This window comes from Streptomyces sp. NPDC006655 (assembly GCF_040703965.1).
In the GTDB taxonomy this organism is placed as follows: domain Bacteria; phylum Actinomycetota; class Actinomycetes; order Streptomycetales; family Streptomycetaceae; genus Streptomyces.
Genome location: NZ_JBEYJU010000009.1, coordinates 142,014 through 165,568 on the forward strand (window position 1 = coordinate 142,014; position 23,555 = coordinate 165,568).

Genomic DNA, 23,555 nt, shown 5'->3' on the forward strand with positions numbered 1-23,555 from the left:
GGCCCCGTCTGGTTCGCTTGACGCATGGCGATTCTCTGGGCCCTGATGGCGGCGCTCCTGCTGAGCTTCGTGCTGCTCCCCGTCCTGCGGCGGCGGCGCGGCATGATCGAGCGGGTCCACCCGAGCCACCCGGACGCCGCCGACCCGGCGGACTACGGGTTCGTGCGCGAGGAGGACCTGGACGTCCGTATGCCGGGTCCCGACCAGGACCTGCTCGACGTCCTCGACGTCGTGCAGCGCACCCAGGACCACCGGGCCGCCGCGCAGTTGCTCGCGGGCACGGAGATCGACGGCGAGGTGCGCTGGCAGCGCGTCCAGGCCTTCGCCGGCGCGGCGGCACTGGAGCTCAAGGAGCGGCCCGGCGGCATCCACGAGACACCGGGTGGGCAGTGGCTGCGGGTGTGGCGGGCCGAGCAGCCCAAGGACGCGGGCGGCGCCGCCGTGCACGCCGAGTTCCTGGTGCAGCAGGCGTGGCGGACGTCGACACCGGGCACCGACGACTTCCGGATCATCATGGAGGAGGCCAGGGACGCCTGCGGGCAGGCGGCGCTGCTGTCCCCCGGTGACCCGGTGCCGTACGTCATCGAGCTGTCGGTGGCCCGTGGGCTGAACTACACGCAGGCCGAGTTCGAGAAGCTGTGGCTGAAGATCCTGGACCGCGCGCCCGCGCACATGGGGGCGCACCTGGCGGCGCTGCACTACTGGTGCGAGAAGTGGCACGGTTCCCGTGAGCTGGCCCACTCCTTCGCCGAGGCCGCCGCCGCCCGTGCCCCGCGGGGCTCGCTGCTGGCCGCGCTGCCGCTGTTCGCCGTCTTCGAGCACCTGCCCGAGGTCAACCTGGTGGCGAGCTTCTACCAGAGCGAGGTCGTCACCAAGGCGGTGCACGGCGCCCTGCACGCCGTGCACGCGGCCCGGCAGGACGACCCGATGCTCGCCCATGTCCGGCATCTGCTGGTCTTCTTCCTGGTGCGCTCCGAGCGCTGGTCGGAAGCCATGGACGAGTTGATACGCGTCGACGGGCACGTGGGGGCCCTGCCGTGGACGCTGTCGGCGGACCCGGCCGCCGAGTTCGCCCTCTACCGCGCCCTGGCGGTGGCGGGCTACGAGGCGAACGGCGGGAGCCCGGCGACACTGCGGGGCTGAGCGCGGCGGCGGGCGGCGTCCCGCGGAACCGAAGTGCCACCGAAGTGCCGCACAGCACCCCGTGGGCAACAATGGGACTCCCGCGCCGGGTGAGGTGGTGCCGATGCCCGCTTGGCATCTGCGTGACTATCACGACGACGATCTCGACCAGGCCATCCAGATCTGGGACCAGAGCCGACTGGCCGACGAGCAGCGGGTGTTTCCGGTCTCCGAGGTGATGGCCGCGGCCAAGGCCGGTCCGACGGCGGTGGTCGCGGTGGTCGGTGACCAGCTCGTGGGCATGGCCGTGGCGCAGGCCCACGAGAAGCGGGCCTGGATCCTGCTGGTGGCGCTCGCCGCACGATGGCGCGAGCGCGGGATCGGCAGCGCCCTGCTGGCCGAGCTGGAGCGCCGTCTGCGCGGCCTGGGGGTGCGCCACGTCAGCGCCCTGCTGCCGGCCGGAGCCGCCGGGACGAAGGCGCTGGAGAACTCCGGCTACCGGTCCCGGACCGACCTGACCTACTACGAGAAGCTGGAACCGCCCGGTGCCGCCGGCGCCGACGTCCTCGCGGCGGTGGGCGGCCGCCTGCTGCCCGACGGGCTCTGGGACGCGATGGCGGGCATGGAGCGGGAGAAGCGGATCGTCGAACGCCGGGTGGTGCTGCCGCTGACCGAACCGGCGCTGGCGGACCGCTACGGCGTCGTTCCGCCCAAGTCGATCATCCTGTTCGGGCCGCCCGGCACCGGAAAGACCAGTTTCGCCAAGGCGGTGGCCTCGCGGCTCGGCTGGCCGTTCGTGGAACTCTTCCCGTCCCGGCTGGCGGCCGACACCGACGGGGGGCTGGCCGTCGCACTGCGGGAGGCCTTCGCGGACCTCGCGGAGCTGGACTCCGTGCTGCTCTTCGTCGACGAGGTGGAGGAGATCGCCGGGGTGCGCTCCGGGAAGGCCGTCGACCCCGGGCACGGGGTGACCAACGAACTGCTCAAGCTCATCCCCGTCTTCCGCGAGCACGACGCGCGACTGCTGGCCTGCGCCACCAACTCGGTGCGCTCGCTGGACGCGGCGTTCCTGCGGCCGGGCCGGTTCGACTACGTCATTCCCATCGGCCCGCCGGACCCCACCGCCCGCGCGGCGATCTGGGCCCGCTATCTCAGGGGCTCCGCCGAATCGGTGGACGTGGGGCGACTGGTCGCGGCCAGCGAGCTGTTCACCCCAGCCGACATCGAGTTCGCCGCCCGCAAGGGCGCTCAGGCGGCGTTCGAGTACGAGGTCGCGCACCGCGAGGGACGAGCGGCCACCACCGAGGACTACATGGCCGCCATCGGCGACACCCGGCCGACCCTCACCCCGCACACGATCGAGGAGTTCACCGAGGACATCGACCAGTACAGCCGCCTCTGACGTCCGCTCTTCGACGGCGTCGGCGCAGGCGGCCGCCCGTTGTGGCCGCGAGCGGCTCGCGCTTCACGCCTCCCGGCGCAGGTCCCGGACGGCTTTCATGAGGTCCGCCATGGCGGACCGGCTCTCGTCGTCGCGCCGGTCGTCGATCGCCGCGAGGGCCGTGGCGGCGGCCGTGCGGATCCGGTGGGGCAGCCCTTCGGCGGCCGTGAGGCGGTAGGCGGCGGTACGGCGGGCCACGCGCTCGGCCGCGTCCACCGCGTCGGGTCCCGACAACGGGAAGACGGCGGCCCGGTACGCCGATATCCCGAGCAGCATCATGTCGGCGATCCCGTCGGCGTACCCGAGCGCGGCGGCCCTGCCCTGGCCCTCCCGGATGGTCGCGATCATGTGCCGGCGGGACAGGACCGAGCCCAGTGCACCACCGCCCCCGAGGGAGAGGGCGCAGGTGACGGCGAGGAACGGCCCGCCCCACACGTAGCCGGTGATACCGCCGAGGACCGCGAGCGCGACGGTCCACGCGGCCGCGGTCCGGGCACTGATCCGCTCCGGTGTGGTGTCCATGCCGGAAGTGTCCCAGCCGGTACGGACACCACCCGCGCGGGGTGGGTGCTCAGCCCTCCGCTCGGGCCGGCAGGCGCCAGCCGGGGCGGGGGAAATGGCAGGTGTAGCCGTCCGGGTAGCGCTCCAGGTAGTCCTGGTGCTCGGGTTCCGCCTCCCAGAACGGTCCCACCGGCTCGACCTCGGTGACGACCTTGCCGGGCCACAGCCCGGAGGCGTCCACGTCCGCGATGGTGTCCTCGGCGATCCGCTTCTGCTCGTCGTCCGTGTAGTAGATCGCCGAGCGGTAGCTGAGGCCGATGTCGTTGCCCTGGCGGTTCCTGGTGCTCGGGTCGTGGATCTGGAAGAAGAACTCCAGGATCGCGCGGTAGTCCGTCTGCTCGGGGTCGAAGAGGATCTCGATGGCCTCCGCGTGCGTGCCGTGATTCCGGTACGTCGCGTTCGGCACGTCACCCCCGGTGTAGCCGACCCGGGTCGCCGTCACGCCCGGGAGCCGGCGGATCAGGTCCTGCATCCCCCAGAAGCATCCGCCCGCCAGCACGGCCCTCTGCGTCTGCGCAGCCATCGTGGCCCCTCCAATTTCTCTCAGCCGGGTAACCACCCCCCTCAACACTCGGGGGTTCCGGACGATTCCACCCCCGGCGGCGAACGCAGGCGCACCCCGCGCCGGGACGGGAAAAACAGGTTGCCGCGGTCCGGCCGAGGGTGCTGAATGGCGGGCATGGCCGACATCCAGGGCTCGTATGACGAACTGTTCGCCGCTGTCCCGGACCTGCTGTCCGGACTGCTGGACGCGGGGGACGCGGGAGGTGCCGTCGCCGTCTTCGTGGACGGGGAGGCCGTGGTGGACGTGTGGGGCGGCTCCGCCGACGGCGGGCGGGGCCGGCCGTGGGAGCGGGACACGATCGTCAACGTGTACTCCGTGACCAAGACGATGACCGCACTGTCCGCGCTCGTGCTGATCGACCGGGGCGAACTGGACCCGGACGCGCCGGTCGCCCGCCACTGGCCCGAGTTCGCCGCGGCCGGCAAGGAGAACGTGCTGGTACGGCATCTGCTGTCGCACACCGCCGGGCTGCCCGACTGGGAGGGCCCCGTCGAGGAGCTGTACGACTGGGCGTCCGCCACGGCCCGGCTCGCCGGTCAGGCCCCGCAGTGGGAGCCGGGCACCGCGGCCGGGTACCACTCGCTGACCCAGGGGTTCCTGGTGGGTGAGGTGGTGCGCCGGATCACCGGGCGGAGCGTCGGTGAGTTCTTCGCCGCCGAGGTGGCGGGGCCGCTCGGTGCGGACTTCCACATCGGGCTGGCCGCCGAGCACGACCGGCGGGTCGCGCTCACCGTGCCGCCGCCGGGCCGGGACGAGGACTACACGGCCAGTGCGCCGGGGCGCGACGCGACGGCGCCCGCCACCGCCACCGCGCTCCGCGTCCGGGACGGCAACAGCCTCGCCTGGCGGCGGGCCCAGATCCCGGCGGCGAGCGGCTTCGGCAACGCCCGCTCGGTCGCCCTCGTCCAGTCCCTGCTCGCCTGCGGCGGCACCGTCGGCGGGGTGCGGGTGCTGTCGCCGGAGGGCTGCGAGCGGGCGCGCCGGGTGCAGTTCGAGGGTGTGGACCGGGTGCTCGGCATGCCGTGCCGGTACGGTCTCGGCTACGGCCTCTTCGGCGACGCCCTCGGCTGGGGCGGCTGGGGCGGTGCCCTGGTCTGGGTGGACCCCGGCGAACGGCTGGCGATGGCCTACGTGACGAACCAGATGCGCGAACCCGCCGCCGACAACCGCGGACTCGAACTGGTCATGGCAGCCCAGGACGGCCTCAAGGGGTTGCGCGCCTGAGTTGCCGGAGGGCTCAGCCGCCGCCTCCGTAGGGCCTGGTGAGGATCTCCAGGCGGTGGCCGTTGGGGTCGTCGAAGTAGGTGCCGCGGCCGCCGTCGTTGGTGTTGATCTCGCCGGGACGGCTGTGGGACGGATCCGCCCAGTAGTCGAGGCCGGCCTCCCGGATGCGGGCGAAGATCTCGTCGAAGTCGTCTTCGGAGACCAGGAAGGCGTAGTGCTGCGTGGGGATGCTCCCCGGCGCGTCCATGTAGTCGAGGGTGACGCCGTTCGGCAGGGTGACCGGGACGAACGGGCCGTAGTCCGGGCTGACGTGGAGTCCGAGGACGTCGGCGAGGAACCTGGCCGACGCGCGCTTGTCGTGTGCGGCGACGATGGTGTGGTTCAGGTTCACGGTCATCGTGGGACCTCCTCCTGTCCAACGTACCCCCGGCACCGATCAAGGCAGGCCCTGCCCTGATCGGTGACCGCGGTCGTGCTGGTGACCGCCGACCTGGTGGCCCGCGCCCCGGTCGGCGGTCCCCGCTCAGATGGTCGCCGTGTCGATCACGAAGCGGTAGCGGACGTCGCTGTTCACGACCCGCTCGTAGGCCTCGTTGATCTGGTCGGCGCGGATGAGTTCGATCTCGGCGCCCAGGTTGTGCTCGGCGCAGAAGTCGAGCATCTCCTGGGTCTCCGGGATACCGCCGATGCCGGAGCTGCTCAGGCTGCGGCGGTTGCCGAAGACGGAGGAGAGGAGGATGTGGACCGGCTCCTCCGGGATGCCCACGTTCACCATGGCGCCGTCGGTGCGCAGCAGCGACAGGTAGGCGTCGAAGTCCAGCGGGGCCGAGACGGTGTTGAGGATGATGTCGAAGGTGCCCTTGAGGTCCTCGAAGGTCTTCGGGTCGCTGGTCGCGTGGTAGTGCGTGGCACCCAGCTTGAGGCCGTCGTCCTTCTTGCGGAGGGACTGGGAGAGCACGGTGACCTCGGCGCCGAGCGCGGCGGCGATCTTCACGCCCATGTGGCCCAGGCCGCCGAGACCGACGACCGCGACCTTCTTGCCGGGACCGGCGTTCCAGTGCTTCAGCGGGGAGTACGTGGTGATGCCGGCGCACAGGAGGGGGGCGGCGACGTCGAGCGCGAGACCGTCGGGGATGCGGACGACGTAGTTCTCGTCGACGACGATCTTCTGCGAGTAACCGCCGTAGGTGGGCTGCCCGTCCTTGCCGACGCCGTTGTACGTGAAGGTGGGGCCGCCGCCGGTGCAGTACTGCTGGAGGCCGGCCTTGCAGTTGTCGCACTCGCGGCAGGAGTCGACCATGCAGCCGACGCCCACCCGGTCGCCCACCGCGTACTTGGTGACGCCCGGGCCCACCTCGGAGACGACGCCCGCGATCTCGTGACCGGGCACCATCGGGAAGATCGCCGTACCCCAGCCCTCGCGGGCCTGGTGGATGTCGGAGTGGCAGATACCGGCGAACTCGACGTCGATGAGGACATCGGATTCACCGACCGCGCGCCGCTCGATCGTGGTCCGCTCCAGCGGAGCCTTGGCGGCGGGCGCGGCGTAAGCAGCAACAGTGGTCATGAGGGGGGTTCTCCTAAGGATGTCTTCATGCCCGGGTGCCCTGTCACGTCCCAGGCACGCTGCCAGCCTCCACCACGCTACGTCCGTCACCCAGCCCACGCCTCTGCGTACGTCTGCCGTGCCTACCACTGGCGGGGTCAGGTTCCGGTGCGTACGTCCGTGAATACTGGAGGTATGGAAGACCAGTCCCCGCCCCCCGCCTCCCCCGCCGTGCCCCTGGACCGGCGGGCCGAGCTCAGTGAGTTCCTGCGCACCCGGCGGGCCCGGCTGCGCCCCTCGGACGTGGGACTGCCGGACTACGGGCGGCACCGCAGGGTGCCGGGGCTCAGGCGGGAGGAGCTGGCACAGCTGGCCGGGGTGTCGGTGGCGTACTACACACGCCTCGAACAGGGCAACGGGCAGAACGTGTCGGCGGAGGTGCTGGACTCCATCGCCCGTGCGCTGCGGCTCTCCGACGCCGAGCACGCGCACCTCATCCACCTCGCCAAGGGCAAGCAGCACAAGAAGAAGGCGTCGGGGCGGCCGCAGCAGGTGCGGGCACCGCTGGCGCAGCTGCTGGACGCGATGGAGGGCGTACCGGCGTACATCGTGGGGCGGCGCTCGGAGATCCTGGCGTGGAACCGGATGGCGGCGGCGGTCTTCGGCGACTGGGCGGAGCTGCCCGCCGCGGAGCGCAACTGGGCGCGGCTGACGTTCCTGCGTCCCGACTACCGCGACCTGTTCGTGGAGTGGGAGCAGAAGGCCATCGACATCGTGTGCCAGCTGCGGATGGACGCGGGCTGCTATCCCGACGACACCCGGCTGTCCGCGCTGGTGGGCGAACTCTCGGTGAAGAGCGAGGAGTTCCGTCGGCTGTGGGCGACGCACGACGTCAAGGAGAAGTCGTACGGGGTGAAGCGGATGCACCATCCGCTGGTGGGCGGACTGTCCCTGCACTACGAGTCGTTCCGGATGGCCGGCGACCAGGACCAGGCGCTGGTCACCTACCACGCGGAACCGGGCTCGGCGTCGGCGGAGGCGCTGCGGCTGCTGGCCAGCTGGGGCACGGACGCCAACCGGGTCACGCCCCGGGCCTGACCCGGCCGGGACAGGGGAACGGCCCGCCGGAAGCCGCGCTTCCGACGGGCCGCTCGCTGTGGTCCTACTCGGCGACCGACGCGCTCACTTGGCGTAGTACGCGTTGTAGATCGAGATCGTCGACTTGTTGCCCTTCTTGTCGGCGATCTTGGCGTGGAACGAGATGGCCTTGCCCTTGGCCGGGTTCTTGACGGTGATCCTGCCGTGGCTGACCGTCAGCTTCTTCCAGGTCTTGCCGTAGTCGTACGACACGTAGACCACCAGCGACTTCAGGTTGCGGCCGGCGGCCGCGCCCTCGACGGTGACCGGGAAGGTGACCGTCTTCCCGGCGGCGACGCGGCTGTCGAGGCCGGTCGTGGCGCCGAAGTGGACGGTGGAGGCGGGGAGCTGGGCCAGCGGGGTGCTGCTGCCGGGCTTCTTCGAGTGGAAGGTCCAGCTCGCGTCGATCCGCGTGGAGGCGGCGGCGACCTTGACCGAGCGGATGACCGAGGTGGTCAGCTTGTACTCGGCGTCACCGGACGGCACGTTGAACACGCCGTCGCCGAACAGCGGGTCCTTGTTGGAGCCCACCTTGGTGCCGTTGCGGTACAGGGTGGTGTTCACCGACAGGAAGTCGGAGGACCCCGGGTGCTTCGCGCTGTCGGAGAACAACGGGATCACGCCGAAGATCTGGTTGCCGTCGCGGTACAGGCCGTACTGCGAGGTGAGGTGCGGACCGAAGACCGCGGTGTTGAAGGTGTTCCGGTAGGTCCGGCCCGCCTTGTAGGCCTGCAGGTCGTCCTGCGTGTAGCCGGCCTCGGCGATCGGCAGGCCCTGCGCGTCGTGTCCGCCGTACTGCTGGACGTCGAAGGCCCACTGGGCGCCGTCGACGGTGGAGACGTGGAAGGTGCGGGTGGCGGGCAGCTTCTGCTCCACCCCGAGGCCCGTGACGAAGTCGCCGCCGACGACACCCCAGGGGCTCACCGATCCGGTCTTGCCGGGAGCGGAGGCGCCCACGGTGTTCTGCACCGTGGCCAGCTCGCCGGCCGTGAAGTGCCGGACCTTGCCGCCCTGCAACCTCTTGACGGGAGCGCTGGTGGCGACGTCGTACTCCTCGCCGCCGCCCTTGACGAACTGGCCGCTCCAGGTCTGCGTCAGGCCGCTGACGTCCGGTCCCAGACCGGCGGTCCTGATCTTGTCGAAGGAGTCGAAGCCGGCCCCGATGCCGATGCCCGCCGGGTCGTACATGTAGTCGACCGAAGCGAAGTTCGGCGTGGCCGCCGCGTCCGGCACGGTGATGTCGGACGCCTTGGTGGTGCGGGCGTCGACGGTGACCGTGAGGTCCTTGGTGACGCTCAGCTTCGGCTGGGCCAGCCAGTCGAGGCCGCCGTTGAAGGTGGTGAAGTCCTTGGCGATCCAGGAGTCGAGCAGGTACGTGCCCTTGGGCACCCGCAAGGTCGCGGTCCCCGAGTCGGACACCGGCACGTTGATCCCACTGCCGTTGCCGAGGCCCGAGTAGCCCAGCAGACTCGTGTTGTAGAGCCCGGCCGGCTTGCCGTCCCGGCCGATGTGCTTGACCGTGACGCTGTACGACTGCACCTCGCGCTGGACCGCGGCCGCCGTGCGGACGGTCTGGCCGCCGCCGGTCGCCGTCACGTACGCCGAGTAGGCGCCGTCGAGGGTGCCGCCCAGCTTGGTGTTGACGGTGACACCGACCGAGGCCGTGCCGCCCGCCGGGACGGTCACCTTGGTCGCGCCCAGCGTGAGGAAGCCGGCCGGGGCCGCCGCGCCCTTGGGGTCGATGGCGGACGAGGTGAGGCTGAGGGTGACGTCCTTGGTGCCGACGTTGCGGTAGGTCAGCTGCTTGGTGACCGGGGTGTCGTCGGTGTGCGGCCACTGCTGCACACCGAAGTTGACCGACGTCGGCTCGGCGAGCACGGTCTGCTTGATCGCCTTGTCGACGGCGATCCGGCCCGAACCCTGCTGGAACGGCGTGTACTTGCCGGCCTTCGCGGAGCCGGTCAGGGCCGACTTCAGCTCCTGGTAGCCCCAGTCGGGGTGTTCCTGCTTGAGGATCGCGGCGGCGCCCGCGACGTGCGGGGTGGCCATCGACGTACCGGAGATGGTCAGGTAGCCGGCCGGGTTCTCGCCGACCTCCTGGTCGATGACGCTGCCCTTGGCCGCGGCGGCGGTGATGTCGACGCCCGGGGCGGTGACGTCCGGTTTGATGGAGCCGTCGGCCGCGGGTCCCGTGGAGGAGAAGTCGGCGAGCTTGTCGTTGCCGTCGACGGCGCCGACGGTGAGCGCGGCGGCCGCGCTGCCGGGCGAACCGATCGACTGGGGGCCGTCGTTGCCCGCGGCGATCGCGAACAGGATGTTCTTCTCCGCGGAGAGCTTGTTGACCTCCGCCTCCAGCGGGTCGATCTCCGGGGAGTCGTAGCCGCCGAGGCTGAGGTTGACGACGTCGGCGCCCTCGGCCGCCGCCCATTCCATGCCGGCGAGGATCCCGGAGTCGTCACCGGAGCCGGTGTCGTCGAGGACCTTGCCGTTGAGGATCTTGGCGCCGGGTGCGACACCCGTGTACTTGCCGTGCGACTTGGCGCCGGTGCCGGCCGCGATGGACGCGACGTGCGTGCCGTGGCCGAAGTGGTCGGAGGCGTCGGCGGCCGTGGTGAAGTTCTTGGAGGCGATCACCTGGTCCTTGAGGTCCGGGTGGGTGGTGTCCACACCGGTGTCCAGGACGGCGATCTTCACGCCCTTGCCGTTGTAGCCGGCCGCCCACGCCGCGGGGGCGCCGATCTGCGGCACGGACTTGTCGAGGGCGGCCTTGCGGACGCCGTCGAGCCAGACGTGCGCGATACCGGCGGCCGCCTTGTCGCCGTTGGTGACCGCGTCCCACAGCTCGGGCGTTTCCTTGACCGGGGTCTGCACGGCGTCCGCGTTGAGCGCCTTGAGGCTGTGCCGCAGGGTGCCCGCGTCCCGGACGTCGGCCTTGGCCGCGGAGGCGGCACCGCTGTAGCCGACGATGACCTTCAGGCCGTTCTTCTGCGCCCTGCGGGTGGCGGCCTTGTTCAACTCGGTGACGTCGAAAAGCCGTTGGTCCAGCTTTCCGGAGGCCACCAGCCGGACGGCGTCGCCGGGCACGACGAGGGTGTGCCCGCCGACCTTGCTGATGCGGAACGGTATGTGCTCGCGCCCCTTCGCCCGCTCCAGGCCGACGACGCGGCCCTTGGCGTCGAGGGCGACGCGGTCGCCGGTGATCAGGGTGACGTGGTGCTTGCCGGCGAGCGAGGCACGGGCCGCGGCGACGGCCGCTGCTGTGCGCTGTTCCGGCTTCGCCGACGCCGGGCTGGTCATGCCTGCGGCGAGGGCGACGGCGGCCGCTGTGGCCACCGTGGCCGCCGCGGCTCTTTTCACTTGTCTACGCAAGACTCCCCCTGGGAGACGGTGTGCCGGGCGAATTCCCCGTTCACCCGGTCGGGGGCAGTCTCGTACGTACGTACGTCAACCCCCCGGACACGGAGTATGCCGGGGGGTGATCAGTGGGCTCAATAGACGAGAGACCGGTAAGAAGCAAGCGAGAGATTTGTTACCGGCCGGGGCGGACACCGTTACACAATCGCGCGGTTGTGCACGGGAGTTCGGTGCTACGCGCCGGCGTTCTCCTTGACGGTGATCCTGCCCTTGCGGATGGTCGCGAGGCGCGGGGCCTTCTTCGCGATCGCGGAGTCGTGGGTGACCATGACGAAGGTCAGCCCGTGCTCCTTCCACATGCGCTCCAGCACGTCCATGATCTCGTCGCGCATGCCCTCGTCGAGGTTGCCGGTCGGCTCGTCGGCGAGCAGCACCTTGGGCTGCTTGACGAGGGCGCGGGCGATGGCGACGCGCTGCTGCTGGCCGCCGGACATCTCGCCGGGGAGGTGGCCGAGGCGTTCGCCGAGACCGACGGACGTGAGCGCCTCGGCGGCGCGTTCCCGGCGGTCCCTGGTCCTGACGCCGAGGGGGACGAGGGCCGTCTCGACGTTCTCCTGGGCGGTGAGCGTCGGGATCAGGTTGAAGGACTGGAAGACGAAGCCGATGTTCGCGCTGCGGACCGAGGTGAGCTTCGTCTCGGAGAGCTTGGCCAAGTCGGTGCCGTCGAGGACGACTTCACCGGAGGTGGGGCGGTCCAGGCCGCCGAGCATCTGGAGGAGGGTGGACTTGCCGCCGCCGGTGGGGCCCTGGATGACCAGGCGGTCGCCGTCGGCGATGGTGAGGTCGATGCCGTCGAGGGCGCGGACGGGGTCCTTGCCGCGTGCGTAGAGCTTGGTGACGTTTCTGAGTTCGTACATGGGGGCTGCTCCTGAAAGTACTGGGGTGGGGCGGTTCGGATGTCGGCCGCGGGCCGGTGGGGGCTGGTCGCGCAGTTCCTCCCCCAGCCTTCGGCTGGGGGTACCCCCAGCGCCTCTGACGGGGCACGTCCTGAGCGAAGCCCCCGCCCAGCCGCATCCGACGTCGGCTACTCCACGCGCCGGAGTGCGTCCGCCGGGCGGAGCCTGGACGCGCGCCAGCCTCCGAACGCGCCCGCGATCAGGCCGCCGGCCACCGCAAGGGCCACCGCGAGGACGATCGTCGTCACGCTGACCGGGGCCGTCAGGGCGACCTCCAGGGTCTTCGCGGCCTGTCGGCCGGGACCGAAGCCACCGCCGCCACCGCCGCCGAACCCACCGCCCCCGCCGGGGCCGCCGCCAGCGTTCCCGCCGCCGAGGGAGGCCTGCAGGGTGGGGCTGATCTCGGTGACGACGTACGCGCCCGCCAGCCCGAGCGCGATGCCGAGGGCGCCGCCGACCAGGCCGTTGACCATCGCCTCGCCGATGACCTGCCGGGTGACCCGCCCGGACTTCCAGCCCAGCGCCTTCAGCGTGCCGAACTCGCGGACGCGCCGGGAGACCGCCGAGGAGGTGAGCAGGCCGGCCACCAGGAACGCGGCCACCAACACCGCGATGGAGAGCCACTTGCCGACGTTGGTGGCGAGGCTGGAGGCGGTGGAGAGGGAGCCGGAGACCGTCTTGGCGAGGTCGGCGGAGGTGGTGACGGTCGTACCCGAGACGTTCTTCTGGATCGCGCTCTTGACGCTGTCGATCTGCTGGGAGTCGGTCGCCTTGACGTAGATCGTGGTGACCTTGTTCTTCTCGGCGGCCAGCGTCTGCGCCTGCCGCAACGGGATGTAGAGGTTGGCCGCGGAGTCACCGGAGGTGGCGGTGGCGATGCCGATCACCTTGAACGTGACGCTCTTGATGGTGACCGTGGAGCCGACCTTGTACTTCTTCTCCTTGGCGTAGGCGGCGTCGGCGACGGCGACCTTCGCGTCGGCCTCGCTCGCCGTGAAGGTACGGCCGCTGGTGATCTTCGACGAGGTCAGCGGGCCGAGGCCGGCGTGGGCGACGTCGGTACCGAAGACGCTGTAGCTGTTGACGTCGAAGTTCGCGCCGCCGCCGCGGACCTCACCCTGCGGCGCCCCGGTGCCGCCGCCGCGCTCGCCGAACCCGCCGCCGCCGGAGTTCTGGTTCTGCTGGAACTGGCCGCGGGTGAACTGACCGCTGATCTTCACCACGTTCAGGCTCAGTCCGCCGACCGCGGTCGAGACGCCCTTCTGGCCGGCGACCTTGGTGACGGTCGAGGAGGCCAGGGTGGTGAAGCCCTGCACCAGGACGCGGTCGCTGCTCTGCGTCTTCGACGAACCGTTGTTCTGTGCGTCGAAGTTGAAGCGCGGCCGCTGGGAGCTGCCCGTGGTCGCGGAGGCCGCCTTGGTGACCGTCATGTCCGTACCCAGGCCGTACAGCGACTGGAGGACCTTGTCCTGCGCCTTCCCCATGCCGTTGGACACGGAGTTGACCACGATGACCAGTGCGATGCCCAGCGCGAGGCCGGAGGCGACGACGAGAGCCGCCTTTCTGCGGCGGCGCAGTTCGCGCCTCAGGTAGGTGAAGAACATGACCGCACGGTAGGGACGCACCGTGATGGCTCACTGAGGCCGAAATAAAAGAACCATGAGAAGGCTGTGGCGAACCCCGGAAATGCCGGTGCCGCCCCTGGGGGCGGCACCGGTGAGCTGTGCGGCGGCTGTGCGCCAGGTGCCGGACGGCCGGTCCCGCATGCCTATTGGCCGGCCTGGCGCATGTCGAGGATCCTGCGGAGGTCCTCCAGACGGCGGAAGGCGTGGAAGCGCACGTCGAGGTACTGGGCCAGTTCGCGGAGCACCTCGGCACGCTTGGGGTGGTGACGGGGCAGCAGGCCCAGGGCTTGGTCCAGCAACTCGACGGCCTCGTCGATGTCCTCGTGACGGCGGTCGATCTCGAAGCGCATCCACAGCTGCTGGGCCAGGTTGGCGAGCCTGGTGGCCTTCCGGGCGTCACGCGCGTCCCGGTCGGGTGAGAGTTCGACCGCTTCGCGGGCCAGCTCGATCGCCGTGTCAAGGTCCACGAACCCCCAGGCCGCACTGAGGTCGTTGAGGGCGGCGGGCCGTTCGGGATGACCGAGGGGGGCGGCGTCCACGGCATCCTGTCCGACCCGGATCGCCTGCACGAGGTCGGTGGCGTCTCCGGTCGCCTGGGCCCGGAGGGTGAGCATGTAGCAGAGGTTGTGCAGGATCGTCGGATCGGCCTCCGGCGCCCGCGTCACCGCCTGAGTACCCGCCACGACGGCCGCGTCGAGATCCGCCAGGTCCTTCCTCGCCTGGTAGCGCAGCAGCAGATCTATGGACAGCCCCTGGAAGGCAGTGGCCACGCCTTGCTCCGCGACGCCGTTCGCGATTCCCACCGCGATGGCTCTGTGGTGCACCGCGATGGCGCTGTCGAGGGCGTCGGCGCTGCCCGCCAGCCGAGCTCGGTGCGAGAGAGCCAGGCCCAGGTGGTGGAGGGAGGAGAAAAGGTGATCGTCCGCCTCCTCTGCGGCGCTTCGAGCCCGCAGACCGAACTCGACCGCTTCCTCCGCATCTGATCCCGATCCCGTGATCTGAGATCGCGTACGCAACGTGGCGCTGAGGAAGTCGAGATCTCTGACGTAGGCCGAGGAGCCCGGCTCGCCCTCCTCGACCGCGCCCCGGCCCATGGTGATGGCCCGGTCCAGGGCTTCCAGCTGCCCGGTCTCCTCCCAGAGTCCGTAGGCCACGTGAGCCAGCCCGCTGAGCCCCTCGGCGCGGCTCGGCACCCTGTCGCCGGTCGGTCCGTCCATGCGACCGGCGACATCCTGTGGCACGTTCGCGTCGTCGGGCGTGCCTCCCGACCGGAACAGCGCCTCCGAGGTCCGCAGGGAAGCGCGAACCGCTTCCTCGTCAGGCAGCAACCACGCGCGCATCCGGTGGAACCATCCCGCCAACAACACGGCCGAGTGCCGGAACTCCCGGTCCGCCACGGGCCTTCCGGTCTCGACGTGGCGGCGTGAGGCGAACTGCACGAGCAGTGAGGCGTCCGCGGACGCCATAGGGTCGAGAAGCAGCGCAGGCTCCGCATACAGCACGAACGCGTCCAGCCTGTCGTGCATGCGACGCAGAATCTGGTCACGCTCGGCCGCGAGGTCGGTCATCATGGCCCCAGGTGGACGTAGGAACACCAGCCGACGGAGGCCATCGGGTAGCTGTGCCGCTGGTCGAGGACGGCGCAGTGGAGAGCTCGTGCGGCACCGTCGGCGGCCACTTCTCCCGTCGACCGGGCAAGACGGGAGTAGACACCGGCGGCGACCATCGGCGCCATGGCGTCGTCGATGGACCACAGGGTTCCGATGACGTGGCGGTAGCCGGCCAGTTGCATCATCGTGGCAAGGTTCAGGGATTCGTCACTGAGCCCGCTCACGGTACGGGCGGTGCCGCATGCGGACAGGAAGGCGAACTCGCCGTTCCGGTCCGGTGAGGTGCCGGACACGGCGCCCATCCGCAGTTCCTCGTCGTACAGCAGCAGGCGGGCGTCGTCCTCACCCGATGGGCCGCGTACGGCTCCGTGGCAGGCGAAATGGGCCCAATCCGCCCGCTGCAGATGTTCCCGGACGGCCGCCTCCGTGGCGGCCGGTCCGACAAGCGCACGCGCGGCGGGAAAGTACCGGAGAAAGATCTCGGCCTCCTGCTGTGCGGTGGGCAAGGTGCGCTGTCCACCGCCGACCCGGGAATCAGGCACGGCGACGAGCAGCGGGCGTCCGGTCGGCGTGAGCGATGCCGACCTGCAGTCGATCAGTTGACGCAGGGTCGGGGTGTAGGAGGAAACGACCCGATCCAGCACCGACTGACCGTCGGCGCGCTGCCGATTGTGGAGCCCGGCGGCGTGCAACGGCAGGGAGGCGAAGGCGCCGGTGGGGCACCACCACACCCGTTCGGCCTCGTCCGCGGACTTCGCCCGCGTATAACCCAATTCGTTGAGAACGGGTGCGCAGACCTGATGCCACAGCCACTCCAGTGCCGTCGCCACCAGGTGGCGTCCGCTCGTGCGCTGCGAAAGCCCGAGATCCTCGCCTTCCAGGATCGCCATGCCGAGCGAGAAACGGCGGGCGTAGGACCGTACGAGATCGTCGGTGACGCCGTCCAGCGGGATTGCCAGCACGTTCCGCTGCGCCCGCACCACCAGGGCGTCGCAACGCGAGCGGCTCGTGTTGACGATGATGACGGGGCCCTCTGTGGCGGCGTCCCGCAGCACCGGGTAGGACGGCCTGGTGAGGAAGTCGGCCAGAACCTCCTTGTCCCTGATCAGCTCGACGAGTTGGCTTCTGCGGCGGGCGGCAGCGAGCCGCTCGCCGGTGGAGAGAGCTCCCCCGTACGCGTCCGGTACGGGAGGGGCCTCGGCCTTTGCATGAGCTCGCGCAAACTGCTCCGCCAGCTCCGGGGCCACTCGGGCGACCCGGCGCAGGGCTGCCTGGCCACCGAGGGCGCGGCCGAGCTGAATGCCCCGGCCGCATTCGAGCAGTTCGACGGCACGTTCGTACTCGCGTCTGCCGATGGCCAGGGCCGCCGCGTCCCGGGCCAGGCCGTCGGACGCCCGCAGGAGGGTCTCCTGCCCCTCACGGTCGATCCCCGACCAGGAGGCGAGCTCCAGCAGGTCCAGGGCCGTGCCGTAGGCCTGGGAAGCCTGCTCGGAGTCCCCCAGCGCTTCGGCGGACCTCGCCCAGTTGCAGGCGGCGTCCAGACGGACCCGCATGCGCTCCGTCCCCGTCGTGGCCGCCGTCCTGAAGAGGACGGCGGCTTCCGCGAGGGCTCCGGTGGAGGGCGTGTTCTGGTTCAGTTCCCGCAAGCGTGAGGCGAGCATCGTACCGATGAGGGTTGCCTGCTCCGTCCCCTCACCGGCGAGACGGTGCATGTCCCGGCAGATGGCGACCGACTCCTTCAGCAGGCTGACGTCGTTGTCGTGGAGGTATCGGCAGTGCAAGGCCAAGGACAACTCGAGAAGATGCTCAGCCCGCTCTTGTGTCTCCTGCTCGGGAGGCTGATCGGCACGCAGCAAGGCTATGGCCCGGTCGAGTCCGGCGACTTCGCCGATGCCCAGCATCAGTGACCGTCCGTCGTTCGCGCGGGGCAGTGGTACGGGCCGGTCACGCAGCGGGTAGCCGTCCTCCACCGCCTGAAGAGCCGCCCGTACTGCCGCGGCCCGTAGGGTCCCCACTCGCTCGTCCCGGCCGGCCTGGAACCTGCTGCGCAGCAGTCGGGCCCTGACCAAAGTCGCCGAACGGGCGTCGCTCTGGAGCGCCCAGCCTCCCTCGACCACGTCGGTGAGCAGTTCCTCGGCTTCGGCCCACGCATCGTCCTCCGGGCTCTTCTGGGTGAGCGCCTGGGCCAGCGCGATCATTCGGGTGGCCCGCTGCCTGCCGGGAACACGGGCGATGCGCCGCAGCAGTCCGAGGTACTGCCCCCAACTGGCCTCGTCACCGAGTTCGAGATGCCGGGTCACCGCGGCGTCGGCGAGGTGCAGCAGTCCCAGCACCTGATCGGGATGGCCTTCGGGGAGCGCCTCCACCGCCTGCCGCTGAAGGTCGTCGGGATCGACGTCACCCGAGGCGGTATCCGGTGACTGCGCCGCCCTGATCCGTCGGACAAGCCCCAGAGCGGACAGGGCGTAGGACCGGCTCTCGTCCCCGGCCAGCGCTCCGAGCGCCGTGGTCAGTTCCGCCTCGGCCTGTCGCAACAGTTCCGGGTCGTTCGCCCGGGCCCGCGCGAACGCCGTGAGGGCGATGCCCAGGTTGGCGCGGCACATGGAGTGGTCCTCGTCCCGCTCGTCGCCGATCTCCACGGCGCGTCGGGAGACGTCGACGCATTGCTCCAGACACCGCAACTGCCGGGTGTGCTCGTACTGGGTCAGCAGTATGCGACTCAGGTTGGAGAGCGCCTTCGCCTCGTCGGCGCGTTGCAGGGATCCCGAGTCGATGGCCGCCCTCGTCAGTGACTCGGCCTCGTCGATCAACGCGTGATCGGCCGAGCTCGCCATCTCGTAGCGTTCCAGAAAGGTGATCGCGTAGGTGACCTGGGAGACGGCGTACTCGGGTGTACCGACCGGCGTGGCTTCGAGCGATCGCCGGGCGGCGGCCGCGGACCGGGCCAGGAGATCCGTGTCGCTCCGCCGGTGCGCGGCGCGTCGCAGGTAGCCGGCCAGGTCGTTGAGAACCGGTGCGCGCATGGGGTCCCTGTCGGGTAACGCGCGCAGAGCCGATTCCAGCTCGTCGATCGCCGCGGTGAGCCAGTCGTCGTCGTTGGTGAGGCAGTGGTACGTGTACGCCATGTGCCCGCGAGCGGCCATGAGATCCGGCGACCGCGGATGTCCCGGCGGGACGAGCGCACCGGCCTGCTCGACCAGCCGCCCCAGCAGACCCTCCCGCCGCTCCCGGTCGCCGTCTCCGGTCCTGAGCCCTCTGGCGACCAGCACGACGCGTGCCACGCACGTCCTCGGGTCGGCTCCCAGGACATCAAGGATCTCCGGACGGTCGTCCAGTACCTGGCGCTGCTCGTCCGACAGGAGGTCGGGCCGGTGACGGTACAGACGGCAGCGGTAGAAGGCGGCTCGGTAGAAGTCGACCAGAGCGTCGGCCGTGTCGGGGACCGGGCCGGGACGGCTACGTTCCTCATGGAACTCCGCCAGTGCGGACCACGCGGAAAAGAATTCGGCCGGCTCCGCTCCGACGCTCTCCTCGGCGTCGGCGAGGGCGCAGTGCAGACAGGTCGCTTCGGCCAGGGCCTCGTCGGACCGCAGCGCCCCGAGGTCCCCGTCACCACGCAATGCGGCGAGCCGAGCGCGCAATCCGTGCCGGAACTCTTGCATTTCTTCTGCGTCCACCAGCGCGTCCCCCGTTCCTGCCCGGTCGACGAATCAGTCGAGCAGCGCACCAATCCACCGACGGTAGACCATAGTTGGATATGAAGGGAAGGTGGTCATGACCCAGACCTCGCCGCCGAGCCTGGCAGACCTGTGCGCCGAGCTGCCCCGTCTGAAGCGCGACGCCGCACGCAACGGCCAGCACGCCCCGCTTCGGCAGTTCGTCCAGGACTTGCACGACATCCTCGAACTGCCGGACCCGTCCACGCGGGCGGCATCCCTCGACGCGACGCTCACACAGATCTGGCGTACCTACGGGCTGCTGATCGACCCGCGCTCGTCCTGGCACCCCGAGACGAACCTGCCGGGTCCGTTGTCGGCCGCCCCTGTCAAGGGCGCGTACATCTGCCCCCGAGGACACTGCGGCCGGGAGGAGAAGCGGGGCCCCGGCGGGGCGTTGCCGCTGTGCGCCCTGTACGAGAACGAGCCGCTCACGTTCGAGGGGCAGCCTTGAGAGGGTTCCTCGACGAGATAGGCAAGCAGCTGGCCGGTCGGTGGATGACCCTGCTCACCATTCCCGGCCTGCTCTTCCTCATCACGACGGCAGCCGCCCGGGGTCTTGGTCACAGCATGGACTTCTCACGTGCCGGGGACCGGCTGCGCCACCTCACCCCGGCTCACGGTGAGCCCCCGGCCACCCTCGTCCTCTCGGCCCTCGTCGTACTGGCCCTGGCCACCTTCGCCGGCTTGCTCGCACACTGGATGTCCGCCGCGATCGAAGAGTTGTGGCTCACCCCCTGGCACCTGTGGCCCGCGGGCCCACTGCTGCGCAATCGGCGTCGTCGTTGGGCACGGGCGCACTGGCGGTACCAGCAGGCCGATCAGCGGCGCGAACTGGCGGAGCTCGCCGGGCTTGCGCAGACGGCCGAAGCACATGCCCGGGTGGCGGTGCAGCAGGCTGCGCGCCGCAATCACATCGCGCTGACACGTCCGCGTCACGCAGGGTGGATGACCGACCGGTTGGACGGTTGCGGATCGCGGATCATGGGCCAGTACGGGCTGGACCTCGACATGGTCTGGCCCCGTATGTGGCTGTTGCTCCCCGAACCGGCTCGTACCGAGGTCCGGGCCGCGCGCGAGAGGTTCTCCCAGGCATCCGGTCTGGCTGCATGGAGCGTGCTCTACGTCGTCGTCGGATGCGTCTGGTGGTACCCGACGGCTCTCGGCGGGCTGGCCGCCGGCTTCCTTGCGTGGACGCGGGCCCGCCGGGCGGTGGGGGGTCTCGCGGACCTCGTGGAGTCCAGCATGGACGTGCACTCCCCCCTGCTCGCCGAGCACCTCGGCGTTCCGCTGCCCAACGGGCGGATCACCCCCGCCATCGGCGCGACGCTGCGCGAGCGGATCCGCAAGGGGGCATGACGAAGGCGGCCACCCGCACGGGCGACCGCCTCCACATCGAGCCGCAGCCGAGACCTCGGCGTCAGACGGCCGAACCGGCCTTCCAGGCGGCCCAGTTCATGTTCCAGCCGTTGAGGCCGTTGTCGGGGGCCACGGTCTTGTCGCCGGTGTGGGAGATGACCACGACGTCACCGACGATCGAGTGGCTGTACATCCAGTAGGCGGGCGTGCTGGTGTCGTCGGCGCCCTTGGTGTCGGACAGGCCGACGCAGCCGTGGCTGGTGTTCACGCTGCCGAAGACGGACTTGGCGCCCCAGTAGTTGCCGTGCAGGAAGGTGCCGGAGCTGGTGAGGCGGATGGCGTGCGGCACGTCCTTGATGTCGTACTCGCCCTTGCCGTCGCTGTCGGTGAAGCCCACGGTCGCGCCGTTCATGCGCGTCTCCTTGAACTTCTCGGACATCACCATGACGCCCTGGTACGTCTTGTGCTCCGGCGAACCCGCGGAGATCGGGATGGTCTTGATGGTCCTGCCGTCCTGGGTGACCTTCATCTGCTTGGTCTTCGCGTCGACGTAGGAGACCTGGTTGCGGCCGATGTGGAAGGTGACCGTCTTCTGCTGGACGCCGTAGACACCGGAGGCGCCCTCGACACCGTCGAGTGCCAGCTTCAGCGTGACGGTGGAGTTCTCCTTCCAGTAGTCCTGGGGACGGCAGTCCATGCGCTGGGTGGAGAACCAGTGGCAGGCGACCTCCTGGCCACTGGTGGTGCTGACCGTGATGCCCTTCTGGACGGCGGCCTTGTTGGTGATCTGCTTGTCGAAGTTGATCGACACGGGCATGCCCACGCCGACGGTCGAACCGTCCTCCGGCGTGAAGGTGCCTATGAAGCTGTTGGTCGGGGAGACCGTGGTGAAGGACGCGTTCTCGTGCGCGACCAGCCCGGCGGAGTCCTTGGCCTCGGCGGCGACCTTGTAGGTGGTGGACCGCTCCAGCTGGACGGAGGGCTTCCAGCTCTTCTTGTCGGCGGACAGCGCGCCGGAGACCGCCTTGCCGTCGGCGGTGGTCATGGTGACACCGGTGAGAGTGCCCTTGCTGACGGTGACGGCGGCCGAGTTGTTGATGGACGCGTTGCTCGACCCGTCCTTGGGTGTGATCGTGATGTCGGCCTGCGACGACTTCTTGGCCGCCGCCTCGTCCGCCTGGGCCTGGGTGCTGCTGCCACCGCCGGACGCCTTGTCGTCGCTCCCGGAACACGCCGTGAGCACCAGAACACCACCGAGCAGTGCGGACGCGGCCACCAGGCCCTTGCGCCGCTTACTGTCCGTCATCACACGCTTCTCCATCGTTGCCGAGTCCGCGAACACACCGGGAGTCCCCGCCAGAAAGCCTCAACGCTACGGCTGCTTCGTCCCGTTCCGCATTCTTCGGATCTGTGGGGCACACCACGTCCGCGGAGGCGGCTGGTGCGCGAGGGGCCGGTCCGAGCGCCCTCTGGGACGACAAGACCCCGGACGGCCATCGCCGTCCGGGGTCACTGGTTCCCCGGATCGCTCAGCCGATGCCGTCCTCTTCTTCGTCGTCCTCGTCATCATCTTCGTCGAGATCCCACTCCGGCGAATCCGGATCGTAGGAAATCCGCTCGCTGGACCAGGACGCCTGCTGGAGCTCGATGCCGGGCACCTCGCTGACCAGGTCGAACGGGTCCACCAGATAGGCGACGGCCTCGGCGGTGTCTTCCGTCACAGCGGCCTCGGCGTGCGTCCGCTCCTCGTCGGGCAGCTCGGGATCCTCGGCGATACGGCGCAACGCGGCCTTGGCGACCTCGCCGGCGTCCTCGACCTCGAGGACCAGCTCCACCCGAAGCCGTACAAAACGTGATGTCTCTGGAGTGCTCATGCCCGGAGCGTACGACTGAAACCTCCCGTGACTTTCCTGTGACCCGCGATTTTCACTAACATCTGCCCACACGGCCAATTCGCCAGCGTCACAAGGGGATCGATATTCCGTGTCATCCGCTCGCCGCCCGTTGCTGACCGCCACCGCCGCAGGCACGCTCCTGTGCGCACTGTGGTTCGTCCCGTCCGCCCACGCGTCGCAGGACGCCCCGGCGAGAACCAGCACGTCGGAGGGCGCCGCGACCCGGGTCACCCAGCAGGCCAGGGCACTGTCCGAGGCGACGTCCGAGGCCACCGGGGACGCCACCCGGCTCGCCGACACCGGCAGCCCGAACACCACCCCGTACGTCGTCGGCGGCAGCCTCTTCCTCGCGGTCGGCGCGGGCTTCGTGGTCTACTCGGTGCGCCGGGAACGGCTGGAGTTCTAAACAACTTGACCCTCCCTTGACCGGGGTCCCACAGTCCTCTCATGAAGAGATCATCGGGCGTGCGGATCCGCGCCCTGGCCGTCGGCGGCGCGCTGTCCCTCGCCCTCATCACGGGCTGCTCCGGGGGCGGTTCGAAGGACGACTCAGGCTCGGCGTCCGCCTCGACGTCCGCTTCCCCGTCCGTACGGGCGCTGAGCGCCGCGCAGTTGAAGCAGCGGATCCTCACCCAGGGCGAGGTGGACGGCTACAAGGTCAACTCGGTCGGCGCAGGCGCCCCGGTCAGGGCCAAGGTGCGGACCACCGACGAGAAGTGCCGTCCGCTGGCCTACGTCCTCACCGGCCTCGCCCCCACCGACGCGCCCGCCGAGATCGGCCGCACGGTACGGGAGGACAGGAAGGACCCGACCGACGACGCGACCTCCCTCGACGACCTGTCCGACGGCAAGTTCACGAGCGCGCTCAAGGACTCGCTGAACCTGGACGTGACGTCCCTGGACCTGTCGTCGTACGACGGCCGGGGCGCCGAAGACGCCCTGAAGGCGGTCTCCGCCGCGCTGAAGGACTGCGCGGCCGGCTTCACCGGCGGCACCTCGGGCGACGAGCAGAAGATCACGAAGGTGACGGCGGTCAAGCCCTCCGGCACGGGCGACGAGTCGGTGGCCTTCACGGCGACCACCGACATGGACGGCGACAAGGCCCCCCTGCACGCGGAGGTGGTCCGCCACGGCAACACCGTCGCGACGTACTTCACGATGAACATCGGCGCGATGATGGCCGGGAAGACGTACACGGTCCCGCCGGCGGTCATCAAGGCCCAGTCGGCGAAGCTGAACTGACACGCGCCCCTACGGGGCGCTCCCGAAGCGCCCCGTAAAGGGGCGCTGGGGGTACCCCCGGCCGAAGGCTGGGGGAGGAACTGCGCGACCAGCCCCCGCGCACCCGCACGGGACGACCTACCGCAACGGCCCGGTCACCGTCTCCACCGCAGCGACAACTCCCCCGCCCCGCACGAACTCCTCCGCAGCCGCGAGGTCCGGC

Annotated in this window: 19 protein-coding genes; 8 read left to right on the forward strand and 11 right to left on the reverse strand. The window is 70.3% G+C overall.

Going from position 1 to position 23,555, the window contains the following annotated elements; genetic code table 11:
• Positions 1-24: 24 nt before the first annotated feature.
• Both AB0958_RS08035 and AB0958_RS08040 read left to right on the forward strand, forming a co-directional pair.
• Complete coding sequence (locus tag AB0958_RS08035; RefSeq protein ID WP_366889487.1) at positions 25-1,143, forward strand: hypothetical protein; 1,119 nt, start codon at positions 25-27, stop codon at positions 1,141-1,143.
• Positions 1,144-1,237: 94 nt separating this feature from the next.
• The gene (locus tag AB0958_RS08040) at positions 1,238-2,524 is read left to right on the forward strand and encodes a bifunctional GNAT family N-acetyltransferase/ATP-binding protein (protein ID WP_366889509.1); all 1,287 of its coding nucleotides are present in this window, start codon (positions 1,238-1,240) and stop codon (positions 2,522-2,524) included.
• Between the two features lie 63 nt (positions 2,525-2,587).
• On the opposite strand, the gene AB0958_RS08045 is transcribed toward AB0958_RS08040, so the two are convergent.
• Positions 2,588-3,085 (reverse strand): hypothetical protein, encoded by a 498-nt coding sequence (locus AB0958_RS08045; protein ID WP_366889488.1) that lies wholly within the window; start codon positions 3,083-3,085, stop codon positions 2,588-2,590.
• A 49-nt stretch (positions 3,086-3,134) separates the two neighbouring features.
• A complete protein-coding gene (gene msrA / locus AB0958_RS08050) occupies positions 3,135-3,647 on the reverse strand; it encodes a peptide-methionine (S)-S-oxide reductase MsrA (protein WP_358978602.1) in 513 nt (170 codons plus the stop codon).
• 156 nt (positions 3,648-3,803) lie between these two features.
• On the opposite strand from msrA, the gene AB0958_RS08055 reads away from it, so the two are divergent.
• The gene (locus tag AB0958_RS08055) at positions 3,804-4,913 is read left to right on the forward strand and encodes a serine hydrolase domain-containing protein (RefSeq protein WP_366889489.1); all 1,110 of its coding nucleotides are present in this window, start codon (positions 3,804-3,806) and stop codon (positions 4,911-4,913) included.
• 13 nt (positions 4,914-4,926) lie between these two features.
• On the opposite strand, the gene AB0958_RS08060 is transcribed toward AB0958_RS08055, so the two are convergent.
• Together AB0958_RS08060 and AB0958_RS08065 are read right to left on the reverse strand one after the other, a co-directional pair.
• Positions 4,927-5,310, reverse strand: coding sequence for a VOC family protein (locus tag AB0958_RS08060; RefSeq protein ID WP_366889490.1), 384 nt, complete (start codon positions 5,308-5,310; stop codon positions 4,927-4,929).
• Positions 5,311-5,436: 126 nt separating this feature from the next.
• Complete coding sequence (locus AB0958_RS08065) at positions 5,437-6,480, reverse strand: NAD(P)-dependent alcohol dehydrogenase (RefSeq protein WP_366889491.1); 1,044 nt, start codon at positions 6,478-6,480, stop codon at positions 5,437-5,439.
• A gap of 174 nt (positions 6,481-6,654) precedes the next feature.
• Between AB0958_RS08065 and AB0958_RS08070 the strand changes: the two genes are divergently transcribed.
• Positions 6,655-7,557 carry a helix-turn-helix transcriptional regulator gene (locus tag AB0958_RS08070; protein WP_366889492.1) on the forward strand — a complete coding sequence of 301 codons (903 nt, stop codon included), beginning with the start codon at positions 6,655-6,657 and terminating at the stop codon, positions 7,555-7,557.
• A gap of 84 nt (positions 7,558-7,641) precedes the next feature.
• Here AB0958_RS08070 and AB0958_RS08075 read toward each other — a convergent pair whose 3' ends face one another.
• From AB0958_RS08075 to AB0958_RS08095, 5 genes are all read right to left on the reverse strand, one after another.
• Positions 7,642-10,953, reverse strand: coding sequence for a S8 family serine peptidase (locus tag AB0958_RS08075; RefSeq protein WP_366889493.1), 3,312 nt, complete (start codon positions 10,951-10,953; stop codon positions 7,642-7,644).
• Positions 10,954-11,183: 230 nt separating this feature from the next.
• Complete coding sequence (locus AB0958_RS08080; protein ID WP_366889495.1) at positions 11,184-11,867, reverse strand: ABC transporter ATP-binding protein; 684 nt, start codon at positions 11,865-11,867, stop codon at positions 11,184-11,186.
• Between the two features lie 167 nt (positions 11,868-12,034).
• Positions 12,035-13,510 carry an ABC transporter permease gene (locus tag AB0958_RS08085; RefSeq protein WP_366889496.1) on the reverse strand — a complete coding sequence of 492 codons (1,476 nt, stop codon included), beginning with the start codon at positions 13,508-13,510 and terminating at the stop codon, positions 12,035-12,037.
• A gap of 164 nt (positions 13,511-13,674) precedes the next feature.
• Complete coding sequence (locus tag AB0958_RS08090; protein ID WP_366889498.1) at positions 13,675-15,057, reverse strand: hypothetical protein; 1,383 nt, start codon at positions 15,055-15,057, stop codon at positions 13,675-13,677.
• A gap of 41 nt (positions 15,058-15,098) precedes the next feature.
• Positions 15,099-18,761: a CHAT domain-containing protein gene (locus AB0958_RS08095; RefSeq protein WP_366889499.1), complete on the reverse strand. Its 3,663-nt coding sequence runs from the start codon at positions 18,759-18,761 to the stop codon at positions 15,099-15,101.
• 154 nt (positions 18,762-18,915) lie between these two features.
• On the opposite strand from AB0958_RS08095, the gene AB0958_RS08100 reads away from it, so the two are divergent.
• Positions 18,916-19,311, forward strand: coding sequence for a hypothetical protein (locus AB0958_RS08100; protein WP_366889500.1), 396 nt, complete (start codon positions 18,916-18,918; stop codon positions 19,309-19,311).
• Complete coding sequence (locus AB0958_RS08105) at positions 19,308-20,216, forward strand: hypothetical protein (protein ID WP_366889501.1); 909 nt, start codon at positions 19,308-19,310, stop codon at positions 20,214-20,216. Before AB0958_RS08100 ends, AB0958_RS08105 begins: the two co-directional genes overlap by 4 nt.
• A gap of 61 nt (positions 20,217-20,277) precedes the next feature.
• Here the strand turns inward: AB0958_RS08105 and AB0958_RS08110 are convergent, their stop codons facing one another.
• Complete coding sequence (locus AB0958_RS08110) at positions 20,278-21,522, reverse strand: Ig-like domain-containing protein (protein WP_366889502.1); 1,245 nt, start codon at positions 21,520-21,522, stop codon at positions 20,278-20,280.
• A 223-nt stretch (positions 21,523-21,745) separates the two neighbouring features.
• A complete protein-coding gene (locus AB0958_RS08115; protein WP_366889503.1) occupies positions 21,746-22,090 on the reverse strand; it encodes a hypothetical protein in 345 nt (114 codons plus the stop codon).
• A 109-nt stretch (positions 22,091-22,199) separates the two neighbouring features.
• Here AB0958_RS08115 and AB0958_RS08120 point away from each other — a divergent pair, with 109 nt between their 5' ends.
• Together AB0958_RS08120 and AB0958_RS08125 are read left to right on the forward strand one after the other, a co-directional pair.
• Entirely contained in the window at positions 22,200-22,517 is a 318-nt protein-coding gene (locus AB0958_RS08120; RefSeq protein ID WP_366889504.1) for an LAETG motif-containing sortase-dependent surface protein, read from the forward strand.
• Between the two features lie 41 nt (positions 22,518-22,558).
• Positions 22,559-23,353 carry a hypothetical protein gene (locus AB0958_RS08125; protein WP_366889505.1) on the forward strand — a complete coding sequence of 265 codons (795 nt, stop codon included), beginning with the start codon at positions 22,559-22,561 and terminating at the stop codon, positions 23,351-23,353.
• Positions 23,354-23,555: the final 202 nt, after the last annotated feature.

Excerpts from the sequence above, each read along its gene's own strand:
- AB0958_RS08035 (WP_366889487.1), top strand. The coding sequence starts at position 25 with ATGGCGATTCTCTGGGCCCTGATGGCGGCGCTCCTGCTGAGCTTCGTG.
- AB0958_RS08045 (WP_366889488.1), bottom strand. The coding sequence starts at position 3,085 with ATGGACACCACACCGGAGCGGATCAGTGCCCGGACCGCGGCCGCGTGG.
- msrA (WP_358978602.1), bottom strand. The coding sequence starts at position 3,647 with ATGGCTGCGCAGACGCAGAGGGCCGTGCTGGCGGGCGGATGCTTCTGG.
- AB0958_RS08055 (WP_366889489.1), top strand. The coding sequence starts at position 3,804 with ATGGCCGACATCCAGGGCTCGTATGACGAACTGTTCGCCGCTGTCCCG.
- AB0958_RS08060 (WP_366889490.1), bottom strand. The coding sequence starts at position 5,310 with ATGACCGTGAACCTGAACCACACCATCGTCGCCGCACACGACAAGCGC.
- AB0958_RS08065 (WP_366889491.1), bottom strand. The coding sequence starts at position 6,480 with ATGACCACTGTTGCTGCTTACGCCGCGCCCGCCGCCAAGGCTCCGCTG.
- AB0958_RS08070 (WP_366889492.1), top strand. The coding sequence starts at position 6,655 with ATGGAAGACCAGTCCCCGCCCCCCGCCTCCCCCGCCGTGCCCCTGGAC.
- AB0958_RS08080 (WP_366889495.1), bottom strand. The coding sequence starts at position 11,867 with ATGTACGAACTCAGAAACGTCACCAAGCTCTACGCACGCGGCAAGGAC.
- AB0958_RS08085 (WP_366889496.1), bottom strand. The coding sequence starts at position 13,510 with ATGTTCTTCACCTACCTGAGGCGCGAACTGCGCCGCCGCAGAAAGGCG.
- AB0958_RS08090 (WP_366889498.1), bottom strand. The coding sequence starts at position 15,057 with ATGCACGACAGGCTGGACGCGTTCGTGCTGTATGCGGAGCCTGCGCTG.
- AB0958_RS08100 (WP_366889500.1), top strand. The coding sequence starts at position 18,916 with ATGACCCAGACCTCGCCGCCGAGCCTGGCAGACCTGTGCGCCGAGCTG.
- AB0958_RS08110 (WP_366889502.1), bottom strand. The coding sequence starts at position 21,522 with ATGACGGACAGTAAGCGGCGCAAGGGCCTGGTGGCCGCGTCCGCACTG.
- AB0958_RS08115 (WP_366889503.1), bottom strand. The coding sequence starts at position 22,090 with ATGAGCACTCCAGAGACATCACGTTTTGTACGGCTTCGGGTGGAGCTG.
- AB0958_RS08125 (WP_366889505.1), top strand. The coding sequence starts at position 22,559 with ATGAAGAGATCATCGGGCGTGCGGATCCGCGCCCTGGCCGTCGGCGGC.